Origin of the sequence: Klebsiella sp. CD33, from assembly GCF_051992865.1 — a bacterium.
Classification (GTDB): Bacteria; Pseudomonadota; Gammaproteobacteria; order Enterobacterales; family Enterobacteriaceae; genus Klebsiella; species Klebsiella pneumoniae.
This window is the reverse complement of the sequence record NZ_CP197023.1, coordinates 3,945,310-3,962,252: the sequence shown is the minus strand read 5'-3', so window position 1 is coordinate 3,962,252 and position 16,943 is coordinate 3,945,310. Positions and strand designations below refer to the sequence as shown.

Sequence of the window (16,943 nt, the reverse complement as noted above, 5' to 3'; positions counted from 1 at the left end):
TAAAAATAGGGCTGGTAAGTCATTTCGGACTTGCCAGCCTTTTTTTGTGTAGCTAACTTAGATCGCTGGCAGGGGGGTCATCGACAACTGCTGTTGTAAGGGCATGACAGTCCTGATATAACTGCTGCGCGGTCGCACTATGAAGGACTCAGGTGCGATATAAATTATAAAGAGAGGAAGAGAACAGTGAATAAATCTCAACTGATTGACAAAATTGCTGCGGGTGCGGACATTTCTAAAGCTGCAGCTGGACGTGCGTTAGATGCTTTAATCGCTTCTGTTACTGAATCTCTGCAGGCTGGGGATGACGTTGCGCTGGTAGGTTTTGGTACCTTTGCTGTTAAAGAACGTGCCGCCCGTACTGGTCGCAACCCGCAAACAGGTAAAGAAATTACTATCGCTGCCGCAAAAGTGCCGGGCTTCCGTGCTGGTAAAGCGCTGAAAGACGCGGTGAACTGATCGGCTTTCCCGTCAGGGAATGTGACGAAGTACAAGGGCGCATCGTGAGATGTGCCTTTTTTATTGCCTTTTCAGACCACTTTATGTGTGTTTATCGCCACTTGTGGGCTGACAATCACCCTGTTTTCTTGTCAAAATACGTCCTCACGCGCGGCGGCCATCACGTGCTATGCTGCGCGAGCTAAAGTCATCTACAGCGGAGCGTTGTTACACCATGATGGACAACCTACGCACGGCCGCCAACAGCGTCGTGCTCAAGATTATTTTCGGTATCATTATCGTCTCGTTCATTTTGACCGGGGTGAGTGGTTACCTGATTGGCGGTGGCAAAAACTATGCCGCAAAAGTGAATGGCCAGGAGATTGGCCGTGGGCAGTTTGAAAACGCCGTCGCCAGCGAACGTAACCGTATGCAGCAGCAGCTTGGCGATCAATTCTCCGAGCTGGCGGCGAACGAAAACTACATGAAAACCATGCGCCAGCAGGTGCTGAACCGCCTGATCGATGAGTCGCTTCTGGATCAGTATGCCCGCGAGCTGGGCCTCAGCATCAGCGATGAGCAGGTGAAGCAGGCGATCTTCCAGACCCAGGCGTTCCAGACGAACGGTAAGTTCGACAACCAGCGTTTCAGTGGTATTGTCGCCCAGATGGGGATGACCACCGATCAGTACGCCCAGGCGCTGCGTAACCAGCTGACCACGCAGCAGCTGATTAACGCCATTGCGGGTACCGACTTCATGCTGCCGGGCGAGTCCGATCAGCTGGCGGCGCTGGTATCTCAACAGCGGGTGGTCCGCGAAGCGACCATCAACGTAAATGCCCTGGCGGCAAAACAGACCGCCAGCGATGAGGAAATCAACGCCTTCTGGCAGCAGAATCAGGCCCGTTTTATGGCGCCGGAGCAGTTCCGCGTCAGCTACATCAAAATGGATGCCGCCAGCATGCAGGAGAGCGCCTCTGACGAAGAGATTCAGTCATGGTACGACCAGCACAAGGATCAGTTCACTCAGCCGCAGCGCAACCGCTACAGCGTGATTCAGACCAAAACTGAAGCCGATGCGAAAGCGGTACTGGCCGAGCTGCAAAAAGGAGCGGACTTCGCCACGCTGGCGAAAGAAAAATCGACCGATATTATCTCTGCCCGCAACGGTGGCGATATGGGGTGGATGGAAGATGCCTCTACCGTGCCTGAGCTGAAAGATGCCGGGCTGAAAGAGAAAGGCCAGCTGTCTGGCGTGATCAAATCCTCGGTTGGCTTCCTGGTAGCTCGTCTGGACGACGTCCAGCCGGCGCAGGTGAAGCCGCTGGCTGACGTGCGTAATGACATTGCGGCGAAAGTGAAGCAGGAAAAAGCGTTGGATGCTTACTACGCGCTGCAGCAGAAGGTGAGCGATGCGGCCAGCAACGATAATGAATCGCTGGCGAGCGCAGCGCAGGTCGCCGGGCTGAAGGTCGTAGAAACCGGCTGGTTTGGCCGCGATAACCTGCCGGAGGAGCTGAACTTTAAACCGGTCGCTGACGCTATTTTCAACGGCGGTCTGGTGGGTGAGAACGGCGCGCCGGGCAGCAACTCCGATATCATTACCGTTGACGGCGATCGCGCTTTTGTTCTGCGCATTAGCGAACACAAAGCCGAGGCGGTGAAGCCGCTTGCCGAAGTGAAGGCACAGGTTAGCGATATCGTTAAGCACAATAAAGCGGAACAGCAGGCGAAACTGGAGGCCGACAAGCTGCTGGCGGCGCTGAAAGACGGCAAAGGCGATGAAGCGATGAAGGCGGCTGGCCTGAGCTTTGGCGCGCCGCAGACGCTTTCTCGTACCGGTCAGGATCCGCTGAGCCAGCTGGCATTTACCCTGCCGCTGCCGCAGCAGGGTAAACCGGTCTACGGCGTGGGCAGCAATATGCAAGGCGATGTGGTGCTGGTAGCGCTGGATGAGGTGAAAGCCGGCAGCATGCCGGAAGAGCAGAAGAAGGCCATGGTTCAGGGGATCACCCAGAACAATGCCCAAATCGCTTTCGAAGCGCTGATGAGCAACCTGCGCAAGGCGGCGAAAATTAAGCTCGGCGACAGCATCGACCAGCAGCAGTAATTTCGCGTCGTCTCGCAAAAATGAGCAACACGATGTAATCCTCAAGGGCCGCTTTCGCGGCCCTTTCCATTTCTGTGATTTGCCTTTTGTCGACCATCCGCACTGACGCTATCGTGACCTTGCTGTCTACACACAAGGAGATATCAGCATGAAATATGGAATAAAAGCACTGATGGCCGCGGGCGTTCTGGTTTTTGCGGTAGGGGTACAGGGGGCGCTGGCGGCACCCGCCAGCGGCAAAGCGGCAGTGAATAAAGAAAATGTGCAGGCGTCCTCTTCGGCGAAGGCGGAAGCGGTGCCCGGCGAGGCTGACAACGGGGCGACAAAGGTCAGCATTAACCGCGCCAGCGCCGAACAGCTGGCGCAGGCGTTGAATGGCGTAGGATTGAAAAAAGCCCAGGCCATTGTCAGCTACCGCGAAGAGTACGGGCCGTTCAAAACCCTCGATGATCTGAAGCAGGTCCCGGGAATGGGGAGCGCGTTGGTGGAGCGCAATTTAGCCCATCTGACGCTGTAAATTTTATGCCAGACCTTGCACAGCGGTGATTTTTTGCCAGGATAAAGAGGTTGCATCAAGTGGTGTGACCTCTTACCTCATAAACAACAATAACAGAAAGGCATTAGTGCTATGCAGACACAAATTAAAGTTCGCGGCTATCATCTGGACGTCTACCAGCATGTGAACAACGCTCGCTACCTGGAGTTCCTTGAGGAAGCCCGCTGGGACGGCCTGGAAAACAGCCCCGCGTTTCAGTGGATGATGGAGAAAAACATCGCCTTCGTGGTGGTGAATATCAATATTAACTATCGTCGTCCGGCGGTACTGGGCGATGTGCTGACGGTGAGCAGCAAACTGGAGCAACTCAACGGCAAAAGCGGCACCCTAAGCCAGGTGGTCACCCTCAACCCCAATGGCGAAGTAGTGGCCGATGCGCTGATTACCTTCGTTTGTATCGATTTGAAAACCCAGAAGGCGCTGCCGCTGGAAGGGGAATTGCGTGCGAAACTTGACCAGATGAACCTGCGCTGACAACCGTCGTGCGAGTGGCGGGCCCACGGCAGGTGATGAACCCGTAGCCCCGGTAAGCATCGCGCCACCGGGGAATTTGAGTCAAAGCTCTGGTAAATCGATCCCCGGAGATTATGCCTGCGCCAGTCCGGTTTTTTGCTGCATCACCGCCATTACCCCGACCTTGTCCGCCAGATACTGGTTGAGTCCGTTTGCGCGCAGGTTACAGGCGGCGCACTGGCCGCAGCCATCGCCCTTAATGCCGTTGTAGCAGGTGAGGGTTTCCCGGCGCACCAGATCCAGCTGACCCCAGTAGTCGGCGAGCGCCCAGGTCTCGGCTTTATTCAGCCACATCAGCGGCGTCTCAAAGCGAATGTCTTTCGCCATCCCCAGGCTGACGGCGTGGTGCAGCGCTTTGACAAACTCATCGCGGCAGTCCGGGTAGCCAGAGAAGTCGGTCTCGCACACGCCGGTGATGATGGCTTCGGCTTTTACCTGATAGGCGTAGATTGCCGTCAGGGTTAAAAACAGAATATTACGCCCGGGGACAAAGGTGTTGGGAATACCCTCGGCATCAGGCTGATAGTCCGGTACCGGAATGTTATCGCGGGTCAGGCTGCTGACTGCCAGTTCGTTGAGCAGAGTGACGTCCAGCACTTTATGCGCGACGGCGCCCAGTTTCAGGGCGAGTTCGCGCGCAACGTCGATTTCCGCGCGGTGGCGTTGGCCATAATCAAAAGTGACGCAATGCACTTCATCATACTGTTGCAGAGCCTGCACCAGACAGGTGGTTGAATCTTGTCCTCCGCTGAAGACAACTACGGCGCGTTTCATGGCAATTCCTGACTAAATGAATAAAGGCGATATGGTAGCGCCAGACGCCCTCCATCACCAGCTCTCTCACGTCGACGAGGCCGGCAGCCAGGCGCTGGCGAAGTCGAACCAGCCCCGGGCGTTGAGGCGCAGACCATTGACCCCCGGTGGCGCGCTGATCCGATAGTTATACTTGAACAGCGGCGTCATGATGGCGTCTTCCATCAGGCTGTTAAATACGTTGCGCAGCGCATCGTTGCGGCTGCGAGCGTCGGGCTGAGACTGCACCGCGTCTAATGTCGCCTGCAGATGAGCATATTGCGCCCCGGTCAGCAAATTAGGCCACAGCATATCGCAGCGCAGCCACTGTTCCAGGGCGTACTCCGGCGCTTCGCCGATCAGACGGTCGCCCATCATCAGGTCGGCCTGCCCCAGATCCTGGCAGCCTTCCCAGTTTTTAGCGTCGTGAAACAGGAGCGTCAGCTCGCAGCCCAGCAGAGCCAGACGTTGCCTCAGCTGTTCGGCCATCGCATGTAGCTCGACCGGCAGATGATAGAGCAGGGTGAGCCTGGCCGGCAGCGGTACCGCGTTGTTTGCCGGTCCCTGCGGGATGGACCATCCCGGCAGCACCTCATGGCTTGGCGTAATCAGATCCTCCTCCAGCGGCAGTGTATCCAGTAGCGACGAGTGATGGATTATTGACACCAGCCGCTGGGCCTGCGCTTTGCTAAGCCGAGGGCTGTGGCGCAGGGTCAAATAGCAGAAGCCAAGGCTGATACGGTTGCTGACCTGACGCAGATTATGCAGCTCTTCGCGATCGCCGATGGTGATCTGCACCGGATGGCGGCAGCTGGTGCCGAGATCGCGGTCAAAGAGCTGAGGAGTGATCCAGTACTCCACCGCCTGGATCAGCGGATGCTGCAGGTGGTAGCGGGGATGGTTTTCCAGGCGGACGAGTTCCGGACTAAACCGCTTCAGGCGGAACGGTCCGCAGCCAATGGCCGGATCGTCGGGATGCGCCAGCACGCTGCAGTAGCTGGCGAGGCGGAACGGCAGCCAGTAGTCAGGGCGATGCAGGGTTATTGTTAAACACTGGGCATGGGTGACATCGATACGGCTGATGCTGGCGAAGAGGGTCCGCAAGGCGGGCAGCTCAAGCAGCAGCAGTAACCGCTGTCGCAACTGCGCGGTTTCCACCGTATCGCCATTGTGCCAGCACAGCGTGGAGCGGATATAAAAATGCCAGCGCAGGCCGTCCGGGGAGACCTGCCAGTGGTGCGCCAGATCGCCGATCGGCATATTGTCGCCTTCGTCGAAGCGCGTCAGCCCGGCATAGATTTGTCCGGCCAGATGCTGCTCGGCGCGGCCGGGGAGAAAGCCGGGACGCAGCGGCTCCAGCGGGCGATAGTAAGGAATACGCAGCGTGGGGGTATTGTTTTGCCACTGACCGCCGAGGAAGGGATGGAGCAGGGCTTTCAGCTCCACCGGGGCAAGCTGCGCCAGCTCCAGCGCGATTTGTTGCTGACCGTTGTTCAGCGCCTGCTCCATCATCTCGTTGCGCAGACTTTCCGGGGTTTTGTGAAATGAGAGCTGTCCGCGTTTGCCGCGCCCGGAGCTGGCCTGCCAGCTTAGCCACCCGGCCTCCTGCGCCTGACGCAGCAGAGTACGGACGTGGCGCTCGCTGCAAAAACAGCGCTCCGCCAGTTCGCCGACGGTGACCTGCTGCGGCGCCCCGGCTGAGGGTTGCCATAGGCGCTGGTATTGATTTAAACGGTGTAAGAGTCGCATGGGGGCCGTCGTCCACCGGGCCGCTGTAAACCCGGAACAATTAATAATATCTATTCACTATTACTTCCGTATATCCCAGGTGATACTGCAACACAAGCGAAGCCCATCACACATCGGGGAATATACCATGGCAAAACTGGCGGCATTTGATATGGACGGCACCCTGCTGATGCCGGACCATCGTCTTGGAGAAAAGACGCTTTCCGCGCTGAAACGGCTGCGTGAGCGCGATATCACCTTGACCTTCGCCACCGGCCGCCATGTGCTGGAGATGCACCATGTGATTGGCGAATTTTCCCTTGATGCATTTCTGATCACCGGCAACGGGACGCGCATCCATTCGCTGGAAGGGGAGGAGCTTTATCGCCAGGATCTCGCTCCCGAGGCGGCGGAAGCGGTGCTGCACGGCAAATGGGATACCCAGGCCAGCATGCACGTCTTTAACGATGGCGGCTGGTTCACCGGCCAGGCAAGGCCTGAATTGTTGCAAGCGCATGTATTCAGCGGCTTTCACTATCAACTGTGCGATCTAAAGCGTATGTCGGCGCAGCATGTCACCAAGATCTGTTTCTGCGGCGATCATGACGATTTGCGCCGTCTGCGGATCCAGCTGAATGAGACGCTGGGCGATCGCGCATTTCTCTGCTTCTCGGCAATGGACTGTCTGGAGGTGCTGCCGGTTGGCTGCAATAAAGGCGCGGCGCTGGCGGTGCTCAGCCAGCATTTAGGCTTCACCCTGCAGGAGTGCATGGCCTTTGGCGATGCGATGAACGACCGCGAGATGCTGGGCAGCGTTGGGCGGGGGTTCATCATGGGCAACGCGATGCCGCAGCTGAAAGCCGAGCTGCCGCATCTGCCGGTAATTGGCGACTGCCGGAATCAGGCAGTCTCCCATTTTTTAACTCATTGGCTGGATAATCCTGATCTTCCTTATTCCCCCGAATAGAGAGACCCTTCCAGCAAGCCAGATAGGCTTCTATCTGGCTTTTTTTATCGCCTTTCGACCAGACCGGCGATCTCCGCCTGCCAGGGCGCAATATCGCCGATATTGTCCGCCACCCACTGCGGGTTGTAATAGCTTTCCAGGTAACGCTCGCCGCTGTCGCACAGGAGTGTCACTATCGAGCCGGTGCGACCTTCCTCGCGCATCCGCGCGGCCAGCTGCAATACGCCCCACATATTGGTGCCGGTCGAGGCGCCGACCTTGCGCCCAAGCTGCGTTTCCAGCCACAGGGCGGTGGCTACGCTCGCCGCATCCGGCACGCGCAGCATCTCATCGACAACGTCGGGAATAAACGACGGCTCGACGCGCGGCCGTCCGATGCCTTCAATTTTGCTGCCGACCGGGCTGCGCAGGCTGGCGTCGCGGGTCTGCCAGTAATCGAGGAACACCGAATTCTGCGGATCAACGACCATCAGCTGCGTCTCGTAGCCCTGGCTGCGAATATAGCGGCCAATGGTCGCTGAGGTGCCGCCGGTGCCGGCGCTCATGACGATCCATGACGGCTGCGGGTGCGGCTCATGGCTCATCTGGCGGAAAATACTGTCGGCGATATTGTTGTTGCCGCGCCAGTCGGTGGCCCGCTCGGCGAAGGTAAACTGATCCATATAATGGCCGTTCAGCTCGCGGGCCAGCGTTTCGGAAGCCGCGTAGATTTCGCCGGCGCTCTGCACAAAATGGCAGCGTCCGCCGTAGAACTCGATCTGTTCGATTTTGCGTCTGGCGGTGCAGGAGGGCATCACAGCGATAAACGGCAGCCCCAGCAGGCGGGCGAAATAGGCCTCCGAAACGGCGGTTGACCCTGAGGAGGACTCTATAATCGGCGTGCCTTCTTTGATCCAGCCGTTGCACAAGCCATAGAGAAACAGCGACCGCGCCAGGCGATGCTTCAGGCTGCCGGTGGGGTGGGTGCTTTCATCTTTCAGATACAGGTGGATGCCCGGAAAAGCGGGCAGCGGCAGACGGATCAGGTGCGTGTCGGCGGAGCGCTGATAGTCAGCGTTGATTTCGCTAATGGCATGTTTAACCCAGGCGCTATTCATCGTGATTTCCTGTTTGTCATTTTGTGCCTAGCTTAGCGGAAAGCGCAGGAAAAATTGTTGCCATTTAACCTGTGGATTACCATTATGAGAGCAAAATTTTCTCTGAGGATGCCCAATGCTAGATAAAATTGACCGTAAGCTGCTGGCGCTACTGCAGGAAGATTGCACCCTCTCTTTGCAGGCGCTGGCCGATGCCGTTAATCTGACCACCACGCCCTGCTGGAAACGCCTGAAACGGCTCGAAGACGAGGGCATTCTCCGCGGGCGCGTCGCCCTGTTGGACGCGGAAAAGGTGGGGCTGGGGCTGACGGCGTTCGTCCTGATCAAGACTCAGCATCATAGCAGCGACTGGTACTGTCAGTTCGTGAGCGAAGTGACGCAGATGGCGGAAGTGCTCGGCTTCTGGCGGATGGCGGGGGAGTATGACTACCTGCTACGGGTGCAGGTGGCTGATATGAAACGCTATGACGACTTTTATAAACGTTTAGTGAATAGTGTGCCTGGTCTGTCGGATGTCACTTCGAGTTTTGCCATGGAACAGATAAAATATACCACCGCCTTGCCTGTCGAATAACGGTATTGCGCCGTAACCCATTACAAAATCAGGATTTTATTGCTTGCGATTATTTGCTCAACTCAGCTGGTACTTCCGCCGGGAGTGGCGCCGCTATCTTGGCGCAATTGCCCTGCTGGTCATTATTGCCGTCCTGCAGCTTATTCCACCGAAGGTGGTGGGCATTGTGGTCGACGGCGTGACGCAACAGCATTACACCGCGGAGAAGGTGTGGATGTGGATCGGCGCGCTGGTGCTGATCGCGGTGATGGTCTACCTGCTGCGCTATGTCTGGCGCGTGCTGTTGTTCGGCGCTTCTTACCAGTTGGCGGTTGAGCTGCGGGAAGATTTTTACCGGCAACTGAGCCGCCAGCATCCGGCGTTCTATTTGCGCCATCGCACCGGGGATCTTATCGCCCGCGCCACCAATGACGTGGACCGGGTGGTGTTTGCCGCTGGCGAAGGAGTATTAACCCTGGTGGATTCCCTGGTGATGGGCTGTGCGGTATTGATTGTAATGTCGACGCAGATTAGCTGGCAGCTTACTCTGCTGGCGCTGCTGCCGATGCCGCTGATGGCCCTGGCGATCAAACGTAACGGCGATGCGCTTCACGAACGTTTTCGCGTTGCTCAGGCGGCCTTTTCCAGCCTCAACGATCGCACGCAGGAGAGCCTGACCAGCATCCGCATGATTAAGGCGTTTGGGCTGGAGGATCGCCAGTCGGCGCAGTTTGCTGCCGATGCTGCCGATACCGGCGCGAAAAACATGCGCGTGGCACGCATTGACGCCCGCTTCGACCCCACCATCTATATCGCCATCGGGGCCGCTAACCTGCTGGCCATCGGCGGCGGCAGCTGGATGGTGATCCACGGCAGCCTGACCCTGGGCCAGCTGACCAGCTTCGTGATGTATCTTGGCCTGATGATCTGGCCGATGCTGGCGCTGGCGTGGATGTTTAACATCGTGGAGCGCGGTAGCGCGGCCTATGGTCGTATCCGCACGATGCTTGAAGAGGCGCTGGCGGTGGATGACGGGACCGAGGCGGTGCCGGCAGGCCGCGGCGTCCTGCAGGTTGCTATCCGCGATTTCATCTATCCGCAGGCGAGCAAACCTTCGCTGGAGCAGGTAAATTTTACTCTCCAGCCGGGGCAAATGCTGGGCATCTGCGGGCCGACGGGCGCCGGCAAAAGCACCATTCTGGCGCTGCTGCAGCGCCATTTTGACGTCACTCACGGCGAGATCCGCTTTCACGATCTGCCGCTGCCGATTCTGCAGCTCGACAGCTGGCGCGCCCGGTTGGCGGTGGTCAATCAGACGCCATTTTTATTCTCCGATACCGTCGCCAATAATATCGCGCTGGGAAAACCGGACGCGACGCAGGCGCAGATTGAGCGGGTTGCACAACTGGCCAGCGTGCATGACGACATTCTGCGTCTGCCTCAGGGCTACGAGACCGAAGTGGGCGAGCGCGGCGTGATGCTCTCCGGCGGCCAGAAACAGCGCATCTCTATTGCTCGCGCCCTGCTGCTGGAGGCCGAAATTTTGATCCTCGACGATGCCTTATCGGCAGTGGATGGCCGCACCGAGCACCAGATCCTACATAACCTGCGCCAGTGGGGGGAGGGGCGGACGGTCATTATCAGCGCCCACCGCCTGTCGGCGCTCACCGAGGCCAGTGAAATTTTGGTACTGCAGCATGGGCATATTGCCCAGCGAGGCCGCCACGAGGCGCTGGCCGTGCAGCCCGGCTGGTACCGCGACATGTATCGATATCAGCAGCTGGAGGCCGCGCTCGACGAGGTTCCGCAGACGCAAGAGGAGGCCCTGGATGCGTAGCTTTACCGAACTCTGGCCAACGCTTAAACGCCTGCTGGCCTATGGTTCACCGTGGCGCAAGCCGTTGGCCATCGCGGTGGCGATGATGTGGATTGCGGCGGCGGCGGAAGTGAGCGGCCCGCTGCTTATCAGCTATTTCATCGACAACATGGTGGCGAAACATACGCTGCCGCTGAAGCTGGTGGCCGGCCTGGCGGTAGCCTATATCGGCCTGCAGCTGCTGGCGGCGCTCCTGCACTATAACCAGTCGCTGCTGTTTAACCGCGCCGCGGTCGGCGTCGTCCAGCAGTTGCGCAGCGACGTGATGGATGCCGCCCTGCATCAGCCGCTCAGCGAGTTTGATACCCAGCCGGTTGGGCAGCTTATCTCACGGGTAACCAACGATACGGAAGTCATTCGCGATCTGTACGTGACGGTGGTGGCTACGGTACTGCGCAGCGCCGCGCTGATCGGCGCGATGCTGGTGGCGATGTTTAGCCTCGACTGGCGGATGGCGCTGGTGGCGATCGCGATTTTCCCGGCGGTGCTGATCGTGATGATTATCTATCAGCGCTATAGCACGCCGATCGTGCGGCGGGTGCGCGCCTGGCTTGCCGACATCAACGATGGCTTCAACGAAGTGATCAACGGCATGGGCGTCATCCAGCAGTTCCGCCAGCAGGCGCGCTTTGGCGAACGGATGCGCGAGGCCAGCTATGCCCACTATCTGGCGCGGATGCAGACGCTGCGCCTGGACGGTTTTCTGCTGCGCCCGCTGCTGAGCCTTTTTTCCTCGCTGGTGCTGTGCGGGCTGCTGATGCTGTTCGGCTTTAGCGCGGTGGGCACGATCGAGGTTGGGGTCCTGTACGCGTTTATCAGCTATCTTGGACGCCTTAACGAGCCGCTTATCGAGCTGACCACCCAGCAGTCGATGCTGCAGCAGGCGGTGGTCGCCGGCGAGCGCGTTTTCGAGCTGATGGATCGCCCGCGCCAGGCGTGGGGTGCGGATGACGCGCCGCTGAGCAGCGGTCGGGTGGAAATTGACCATCTCTCCTTTGCTTACCGGGGGGACCGTCTGGTTCTCCAGGATATCACGCTGGATATTCCCTCCCGCAGCTTCGTGGCGCTGGTCGGACATACCGGCAGCGGAAAGAGTACCCTCGCCAGTCTGATGATGGGCTATTACCCGTTAACCCACGGCGAGATCCGCATCGATGGTCGACCGCTCGCATCCCTCAGCCACAGCGCGTTGCGTCGGGGCATCGCGATGGTGCAACAGGATCCCGTAGTGCTGGCGGATACCTTCTACGCCAACGTCGCGCTGGGCCGGGACATCAGTGAGGCGCAGGTTTGGGAAGCGCTGGAGGCGGTGCAGCTGGCGGCGGTGGCGCGCAGCATGAGCGATGGGCTGTACACCCAACTGGGCGAGCAGGGCAATAATCTCTCCGTCGGGCAGAAGCAGCTGCTGGCGCTGGCTCGCGTGCTGGTGGACACCCCGCAGGTACTGATTTTGGATGAGGCGACGGCAAACATCGACTCCGGTACCGAGCAGGCGATCCAGCAGGCGCTGGCGAAGGTCCGCCAGCATACCACCCTCGTGGTTATTGCCCATCGGCTGTCGACCATTGTGGAGGCCGATACCATCCTGGTTCTGCATCGAGGTCAGGCTGTCGAGCGGGGCACCCATCAGCAGCTGCTGGCGGCGAAAGGCCGCTACTGGCAGATGTATCAGCTGCAGCTGGCCGGCGAAGAGCTGGCGGCCAGCGCCAGAGAGGAGTCGCTCAGCGCCTGATGCACCACCAGCAGGCAGGGAACGCTGGGCGGCCTGCGATGGTGCAAAAACGTTACATCAAATGCACCGTTGTGGTGCATTTTTGCGCGCCAGGCGCCGTTGCGCAGGATATTGCCTGACCTGTCCCCTGTTTTTTGCCATCAAAGGGCCGCTTTGCGGCCTTTTTTCATTTCTGGCATAGCCCTTGCTTTATATCCATCGTGTTAGCTGCGGCCATTACCGAATACTGACTGGAGGGGACTTATGAAGCTGGTTACCGTGGTAATCAAACCATTCAAACTGGAAGACGTGCGTGAAGCTTTGTCTTCCATCGGCATTCAGGGCCTGACGGTCACTGAAGTCAAAGGATTTGGCCGTCAGAAAGGTCACGCGGAGCTCTACCGCGGCGCCGAGTATAGCGTCAACTTTCTGCCAAAAGTGAAGATTGATGTGGCGATTGCCGACGATCAGCTGGATGAAGTCATCGATGTCATCAGCAAAGCGGCTTACACCGGAAAAATTGGCGACGGCAAAATTTTCGTCGCTGAATTGCAGCGCGTCATTCGCATCCGTACCGGCGAAGCTGACGAAGCGGCACTGTAATTTCCAGACCACACAGTGATGGGGAACGAAACAATGAAAATGGCAACAATGAAATCGGGTCTGGGGGCATTAGCCCTTCTGCCGGGGCTGGCGATGGCCGCGCCTGCGGTGGCGGACAAAGCCGATAACGCGTTTATGATGATTTGCACCGCGCTGGTTCTGTTTATGACTATCCCGGGGATTGCGCTGTTTTACGGCGGCCTGATCCGCGGTAAGAACGTTCTGTCCATGCTGACTCAGGTGATTGTCACCTTTGGCCTGGTCTGCGTATTGTGGGTGATTTATGGCTATACCCTGGCCTTCGGCACCGGCGGCAGCTTCTTCGGCAGCTTTGACTGGGTGATGCTGAAAAATATTGAGCTGAAAGCGCTGATGGGCACCTTCTATCAGTATATCCACGTGGCATTCCAGGGCTCGTTCGCCTGCATCACCGTCGGGCTGATTGTCGGGGCGTTGGCGGAACGTATTCGTTTCTCCGCGGTACTGATCTTCGTGGTGGTGTGGATGACACTCTCCTACGTGCCGATTGCGCATATGGTTTGGGGCGGCGGTCTGCTGGCGACCCATGGCGCGCTGGACTTCGCCGGCGGCACCGTTGTGCACATCAACGCCGCGGTCGCCGGGCTGGTGGGCGCCTATATGATGGGCAAACGCGTGGGCTTCGGCAAAGAAGCGTTCAAACCGCATAACCTGCCGATGGTGTTCACTGGCACCGCTATCCTCTACGTGGGCTGGTTCGGCTTCAACGCCGGCTCTGCCAGCGCAGCGAATGAAATTGCGGCCCTGGCGTTCGTTAACACCGTCGTGGCGACCGCTGCGGCTATCCTGGCGTGGACCTTTGGCGAATGGGCTCTGCGCGGCAAACCTTCACTGCTGGGCGCCTGCTCCGGGGCAATTGCCGGTCTGGTTGGCGTTACGCCGGCGTGTGGTTATATCGGTGTCGGCGGGGCGCTGATCGTCGGTATCGCCTCTGGCCTGGCGGGTATCTGGGGCGTGACTGCGCTGAAACGCTGGCTGCGTGTGGATGATCCTTGCGACGTCTTCGGCGTTCACGGCGTCTGCGGCATCGTCGGCTGTATCCTGACTGGTATCTTCGCGGCGACTTCTCTGGGCGGCGTCGGTTATGCGGAAGGCGTCACCATGGGCCATCAGCTGCTGGTGCAACTGGAAAGTATCGCCATCACCGTGGTCTGGTCCGGCGTTGTGGCGTTCATCGGCTACAAAGTGGCGGATATGACCGTCGGGCTGCGCGTGCCGGAAGAGCAGGAGCGCGAAGGGCTGGACGTCAACAGCCATGGCGAAAACGCCTATAACGCCTGATAAAAAAGCCATTCTCTCCTGATAGCGAAAAGCCTCCCGTCCGGGAGGCTTTTTTTATGCGTTGCGGTTGCGCATCACCCCTTCCTGAACCGTTGAGGCAACCAGCGTGCCATCCTGGGTGTAGAATTCGCCGCGAACGAAGCCGCGGGCGCTGGAGGCCGAGGTGCTTTCGACGCTATACAGCAGCCATTCATTAATATTAAACGGCCGGTGGAACCACATAGAGTGGTCGATGGTGGCGACCTGCATGCCGGGCTCAAGGAAACCAACGCCGTGCGGCTGCAGTGCCACCGGCAGGAAGTTAAAGTCTGAAGCATAGCCCAGCAGATACTGATGAATACGCAGATCGTCAGGGACGGCGCCGTTGGCGCGCAGCCAGACCTGGCGCACCGGTTCGGCGATATGGCCTTTCATTGGGTTATGAAACTCCACCGGACGGATCTCCAGCGGTTTATCGCAGAGGAATTTGTCTTTCACCTGCGGCGGCAGGAGATGCGCCAGCTTGCGAGCGATATCGGTTTCCGAAGGCAGGCCGTCAGGGGAGGGGGCGGCCGGCATTGCTTTCTGATGCTCATAGCCATTCTCTGGCGCCTGGAAGGAGGCGGTCATATAGAAAATCGGCTTCCCGTTCTGGATGGCGGCGACCCGACGGGCGCTGAAGCTGTTGCCGTCGCGCAGCACCTCCACATCGTAAACGATCGGCTTCTGGCTATCGCCGGGGCGAAGAAAGTAGCTGTGAAACGAATGAACCAGACGCTCAACGGGCACGGTCTCTTTTGCCGCATACAGCGCCTGACCCACTACCTGGCCGCCAAAAACCTGACGTAACCCCAGGTCTTCGCTCTGCCCGCGAAACAACCCTTCCTCAATTTTTTCCAGATCTAATAATGCCAGCAGGTTAGAGAGTGCCTGACTCATACTTATCCTCAATTAACAATAGCGGCGCAGCGCGCGTAATGTGGCCAAGTATAACCTGGAATCGCAAGTGGTCCGATGGGTGTAATAATCTGAATAACGACCAGTTAACAGGAACAAATCTGAGATCTGTGCCACACTTATTGACGACACGAAAGTTCCTGCCGGCGAAGCGGCGGAACATCCTCCTGGGTATTAAGGGATGATAAGGAGAACATCATGAAATTTGCCTATATGTTTAGTGCCTTAGCCGTCGCCGCGACGCTGACCGCCTGTGCTAATCACCACTCGAACAATTCTTCGACGCAGGCGGCCGCGCCCGACCCTTACGGTATCGCGACGCTGAGCGTGGCGCAGCAGCAGCCGAGCGTCACGGGGACGATTAATATCCGCCAGAGAATCGCTTTACCGCCGGATGCGGTACTGACGGTGACCCTGTCGGATGCTTCTCTGGCAGATGCGCCAGCCCGCGTATTGTCGCAAAAAGCGGTGCGTACCGAAGGCAAACAGGCGCCATTTAACTTTGCGCTGCCTTACAACCCGGCAGATATTCAACCGAACGCTCGCATTCTGCTAAGCGCGGCGATCACGGTTAACGGCCAGTTGATGTTTATTACCGATACCGTGCAGACGGTAATAAACCAGGGCGGCACTCATGCCGACCTGACGCTGGTTCCGGTCCAGCAGACCGCCGTTCCTGTCGCCCAGTAAGCTCGCTACGCCCCCGGATGGGGGCTTTTTTTTGCCTTCAATAAACCCAACGATAATGCTGGAGATCGATATGGCCGCTGCCGGAGACCTGCACACCCTCGGCCAGCAGCGCCTGACGCTGCCGCTGTAGATCGGGGCCGGTGAGGGAGATATCGCCATGGCGATTGACCACCCGATGCCATGGCAGGGTGGACCCTTCCGGCAGGCGCTTCAATACGCCGCCCACCTGGCGCGCCGCGCGCGGTGAACCAGCCAGCCGGGCGACCTCGCCGTAGGTCGTGACATACCCTTCCGGTATCGACGCCACGATGTGCCAGACGCGTTGGGGAAATGTGTCGTGCGGAGCCATTTTCTGTCCTGTTACCGGCAAAACGTCAGCATAAGCGCTAAGCCAGGAGCTGTACAGCCGGCCTGGGTCAGGCGGCCTGTTCGACGGTGAACGTCAGAGCGAGGCCGAGGATCTGCATGCCATGGACATTGTCGGAGGCTGAGCTGGCGATGAGACTCTCAAGAAATTTCAACCGCTGCGAAGTGGCGTTGATGATCAGCCTTGCGCGCAGGCCCGGCATGGTTAACGACGAGATAGGGTACACCACCCGACCGCTGATATAGACCGGCAGCTTGCGTAGCTCCACCTGGCGCAGCACGCCGACGGTGGAATAGAGCAGCGCCAGCGGCGTAACCGCCCGCACCGGCGCGGGACTGATGGTCGCGAAGTCGAGCATTTTTTCAGGACGCAGGTAGTTTACGCCCTGAAAGGCGATAGTCATCCCTTCAATAGCAGGTAAAGGCAGAGTGATGGTCTGTGGTGATGAGTCAGTCATTCGATTACCGTCGAGACAATGTACTGGTGATAAAAGAGGACGAAGAGGATAAGTATGGTGGATAACCCGGATGTGTGCTGAGCGCGGGCTCGCAATCTCACAGGCTGACCGTGAGTGGCTGGTTTTATTCGCGTTATTGCGCAATAAACCAGCAGGCGGACGGTGTGAGCTTGCAATTCACCAGGTCAGCAGGGATAATGCGCCAGCGCGTTAGGCAACTAACGCTCTC

At 58.5% G+C, this 16,943-nt stretch carries 17 protein-coding genes; 11 read left to right on the top strand and 6 right to left on the bottom strand.

Features of this window, described 5'->3' with window-relative positions; all coding sequences use genetic code 11:
• Positions 1-186 precede the first annotated feature (186 nt).
• The 4 genes from hupB (at position 187) to ACR809_RS19505 (ending at position 3,578) form a co-directional block, all read left to right on the top strand.
• Entirely contained in the window at positions 187-459 is a 273-nt protein-coding gene (hupB, locus tag ACR809_RS19520; protein WP_002444653.1) for a nucleoid-associated protein HU-beta, read from the top strand.
• Between the two features lie 214 nt (positions 460-673).
• A complete protein-coding gene (gene ppiD, locus ACR809_RS19515; protein WP_004177252.1) occupies positions 674-2,548 on the top strand; it encodes a peptidylprolyl isomerase in 1,875 nt (624 codons plus the stop codon).
• Positions 2,549-2,696: 148 nt separating this feature from the next.
• Positions 2,697-3,065 carry a helix-hairpin-helix domain-containing protein gene (locus ACR809_RS19510; RefSeq protein WP_004191677.1) on the top strand — a complete coding sequence of 123 codons (369 nt, stop codon included), beginning with the start codon at positions 2,697-2,699 and terminating at the stop codon, positions 3,063-3,065.
• Between the two features lie 111 nt (positions 3,066-3,176).
• A complete protein-coding gene (locus tag ACR809_RS19505; protein ID WP_002891860.1) occupies positions 3,177-3,578 on the top strand; it encodes a YbgC/FadM family acyl-CoA thioesterase in 402 nt (133 codons plus the stop codon).
• 111 nt (positions 3,579-3,689) lie between these two features.
• Here ACR809_RS19505 and queC read toward each other — a convergent pair whose 3' ends face one another.
• Positions 3,690-4,391 carry a 7-cyano-7-deazaguanine synthase QueC gene (queC, locus tag ACR809_RS19500; protein WP_002891863.1) on the bottom strand — a complete coding sequence of 234 codons (702 nt, stop codon included), beginning with the start codon at positions 4,389-4,391 and terminating at the stop codon, positions 3,690-3,692.
• A gap of 66 nt (positions 4,392-4,457) precedes the next feature.
• Complete coding sequence (locus ACR809_RS19495) at positions 4,458-6,158, bottom strand: SgrR family transcriptional regulator (RefSeq protein ID WP_122051515.1); 1,701 nt, start codon at positions 6,156-6,158, stop codon at positions 4,458-4,460.
• Positions 6,159-6,285: 127 nt separating this feature from the next.
• Between ACR809_RS19495 and cof the strand changes: the two genes are divergently transcribed.
• Positions 6,286-7,104, top strand: a complete 819-nt coding sequence (gene cof / locus ACR809_RS19490; RefSeq protein ID WP_004151335.1) for an HMP-PP phosphatase — start codon at positions 6,286-6,288, stop codon at positions 7,102-7,104.
• 44 nt (positions 7,105-7,148) lie between these two features.
• Here cof and ACR809_RS19485 read toward each other — a convergent pair whose 3' ends face one another.
• Positions 7,149-8,201 (bottom strand): PLP-dependent cysteine synthase family protein, encoded by a 1,053-nt coding sequence (locus ACR809_RS19485; protein ID WP_009307943.1) that lies wholly within the window; start codon positions 8,199-8,201, stop codon positions 7,149-7,151.
• Positions 8,202-8,316: 115 nt separating this feature from the next.
• On the opposite strand from ACR809_RS19485, the gene ACR809_RS19480 reads away from it, so the two are divergent.
• From ACR809_RS19480 to amtB, 5 genes are all read left to right on the top strand, one after another.
• Positions 8,317-8,775, top strand: coding sequence for an Lrp/AsnC family transcriptional regulator (locus ACR809_RS19480; protein WP_002891873.1), 459 nt, complete (start codon positions 8,317-8,319; stop codon positions 8,773-8,775).
• Between the two features lie 43 nt (positions 8,776-8,818).
• The gene (locus tag ACR809_RS19475) at positions 8,819-10,591 is read left to right on the top strand and encodes a SmdA family multidrug ABC transporter permease/ATP-binding protein (RefSeq protein WP_122051514.1); all 1,773 of its coding nucleotides are present in this window, start codon (positions 8,819-8,821) and stop codon (positions 10,589-10,591) included.
• Positions 10,584-12,362: a SmdB family multidrug efflux ABC transporter permease/ATP-binding protein gene (locus ACR809_RS19470; RefSeq protein WP_004178754.1), complete on the top strand. Its 1,779-nt coding sequence runs from the start codon at positions 10,584-10,586 to the stop codon at positions 12,360-12,362. The genes ACR809_RS19475 and ACR809_RS19470 overlap by 8 nt, the downstream gene beginning before the upstream one ends.
• 243 nt (positions 12,363-12,605) lie before the next feature.
• On the top strand, positions 12,606-12,944 hold the full coding sequence (glnK, locus tag ACR809_RS19465; RefSeq protein WP_002891893.1) for a P-II family nitrogen regulator: 339 nt from the start codon (positions 12,606-12,608) through the stop codon (positions 12,942-12,944).
• A 33-nt stretch (positions 12,945-12,977) separates the two neighbouring features.
• Positions 12,978-14,264 carry an ammonium transporter AmtB gene (gene amtB, locus ACR809_RS19460; protein WP_004152876.1) on the top strand — a complete coding sequence of 429 codons (1,287 nt, stop codon included), beginning with the start codon at positions 12,978-12,980 and terminating at the stop codon, positions 14,262-14,264.
• Between the two features lie 54 nt (positions 14,265-14,318).
• Here the strand turns inward: amtB and tesB are convergent, their stop codons facing one another.
• Positions 14,319-15,182, bottom strand: coding sequence for an acyl-CoA thioesterase II (tesB, locus tag ACR809_RS19455; protein ID WP_002891899.1), 864 nt, complete (start codon positions 15,180-15,182; stop codon positions 14,319-14,321).
• Positions 15,183-15,398: 216 nt separating this feature from the next.
• On the opposite strand from tesB, the gene ACR809_RS19450 reads away from it, so the two are divergent.
• The gene (locus tag ACR809_RS19450) at positions 15,399-15,890 is read left to right on the top strand and encodes a YbaY family lipoprotein (RefSeq protein WP_002891903.1); all 492 of its coding nucleotides are present in this window, start codon (positions 15,399-15,401) and stop codon (positions 15,888-15,890) included.
• 37 nt (positions 15,891-15,927) lie between these two features.
• Here ACR809_RS19450 and ACR809_RS19445 read toward each other — a convergent pair whose 3' ends face one another.
• Positions 15,928-16,239, bottom strand: a complete 312-nt coding sequence (locus ACR809_RS19445; RefSeq protein WP_004142687.1) for an MGMT family protein — start codon at positions 16,237-16,239, stop codon at positions 15,928-15,930.
• Between the two features lie 67 nt (positions 16,240-16,306).
• On the bottom strand, positions 16,307-16,714 hold the full coding sequence (locus ACR809_RS19440; RefSeq protein WP_004178755.1) for a dTDP-glucose pyrophosphorylase: 408 nt from the start codon (positions 16,712-16,714) through the stop codon (positions 16,307-16,309).
• Between the last annotated feature and the right edge of the window lie 229 nt (positions 16,715-16,943).

Bases quoted from the DNA above. Each gene is read 5' to 3' on its own strand.
- ppiD (WP_004177252.1), top strand. From the start codon at position 674: ATGATGGACAACCTACGCACGGCCGCCAACAGCGTCGTGCTCAAGATT.
- ACR809_RS19510 (WP_004191677.1), top strand. From the start codon at position 2,697: ATGAAATATGGAATAAAAGCACTGATGGCCGCGGGCGTTCTGGTTTTT.
- ACR809_RS19505 (WP_002891860.1), top strand. From the start codon at position 3,177: ATGCAGACACAAATTAAAGTTCGCGGCTATCATCTGGACGTCTACCAG.
- queC (WP_002891863.1), bottom strand. From the start codon at position 4,391: ATGAAACGCGCCGTAGTTGTCTTCAGCGGAGGACAAGATTCAACCACC.
- ACR809_RS19495 (WP_122051515.1), bottom strand. From the start codon at position 6,158: ATGCGACTCTTACACCGTTTAAATCAATACCAGCGCCTATGGCAACCC.
- cof (WP_004151335.1), top strand. From the start codon at position 6,286: ATGGCAAAACTGGCGGCATTTGATATGGACGGCACCCTGCTGATGCCG.
- ACR809_RS19485 (WP_009307943.1), bottom strand. From the start codon at position 8,201: ATGAATAGCGCCTGGGTTAAACATGCCATTAGCGAAATCAACGCTGAC.
- ACR809_RS19480 (WP_002891873.1), top strand. From the start codon at position 8,317: ATGCTAGATAAAATTGACCGTAAGCTGCTGGCGCTACTGCAGGAAGAT.
- ACR809_RS19470 (WP_004178754.1), top strand. From the start codon at position 10,584: ATGCGTAGCTTTACCGAACTCTGGCCAACGCTTAAACGCCTGCTGGCC.
- glnK (WP_002891893.1), top strand. From the start codon at position 12,606: ATGAAGCTGGTTACCGTGGTAATCAAACCATTCAAACTGGAAGACGTG.
- amtB (WP_004152876.1), top strand. From the start codon at position 12,978: ATGAAAATGGCAACAATGAAATCGGGTCTGGGGGCATTAGCCCTTCTG.
- tesB (WP_002891899.1), bottom strand. From the start codon at position 15,182: ATGAGTCAGGCACTCTCTAACCTGCTGGCATTATTAGATCTGGAAAAA.
- ACR809_RS19450 (WP_002891903.1), top strand. From the start codon at position 15,399: ATGAAATTTGCCTATATGTTTAGTGCCTTAGCCGTCGCCGCGACGCTG.
- ACR809_RS19445 (WP_004142687.1), bottom strand. From the start codon at position 16,239: ATGGCTCCGCACGACACATTTCCCCAACGCGTCTGGCACATCGTGGCG.
- ACR809_RS19440 (WP_004178755.1), bottom strand. From the start codon at position 16,714: ATGACTGACTCATCACCACAGACCATCACTCTGCCTTTACCTGCTATT.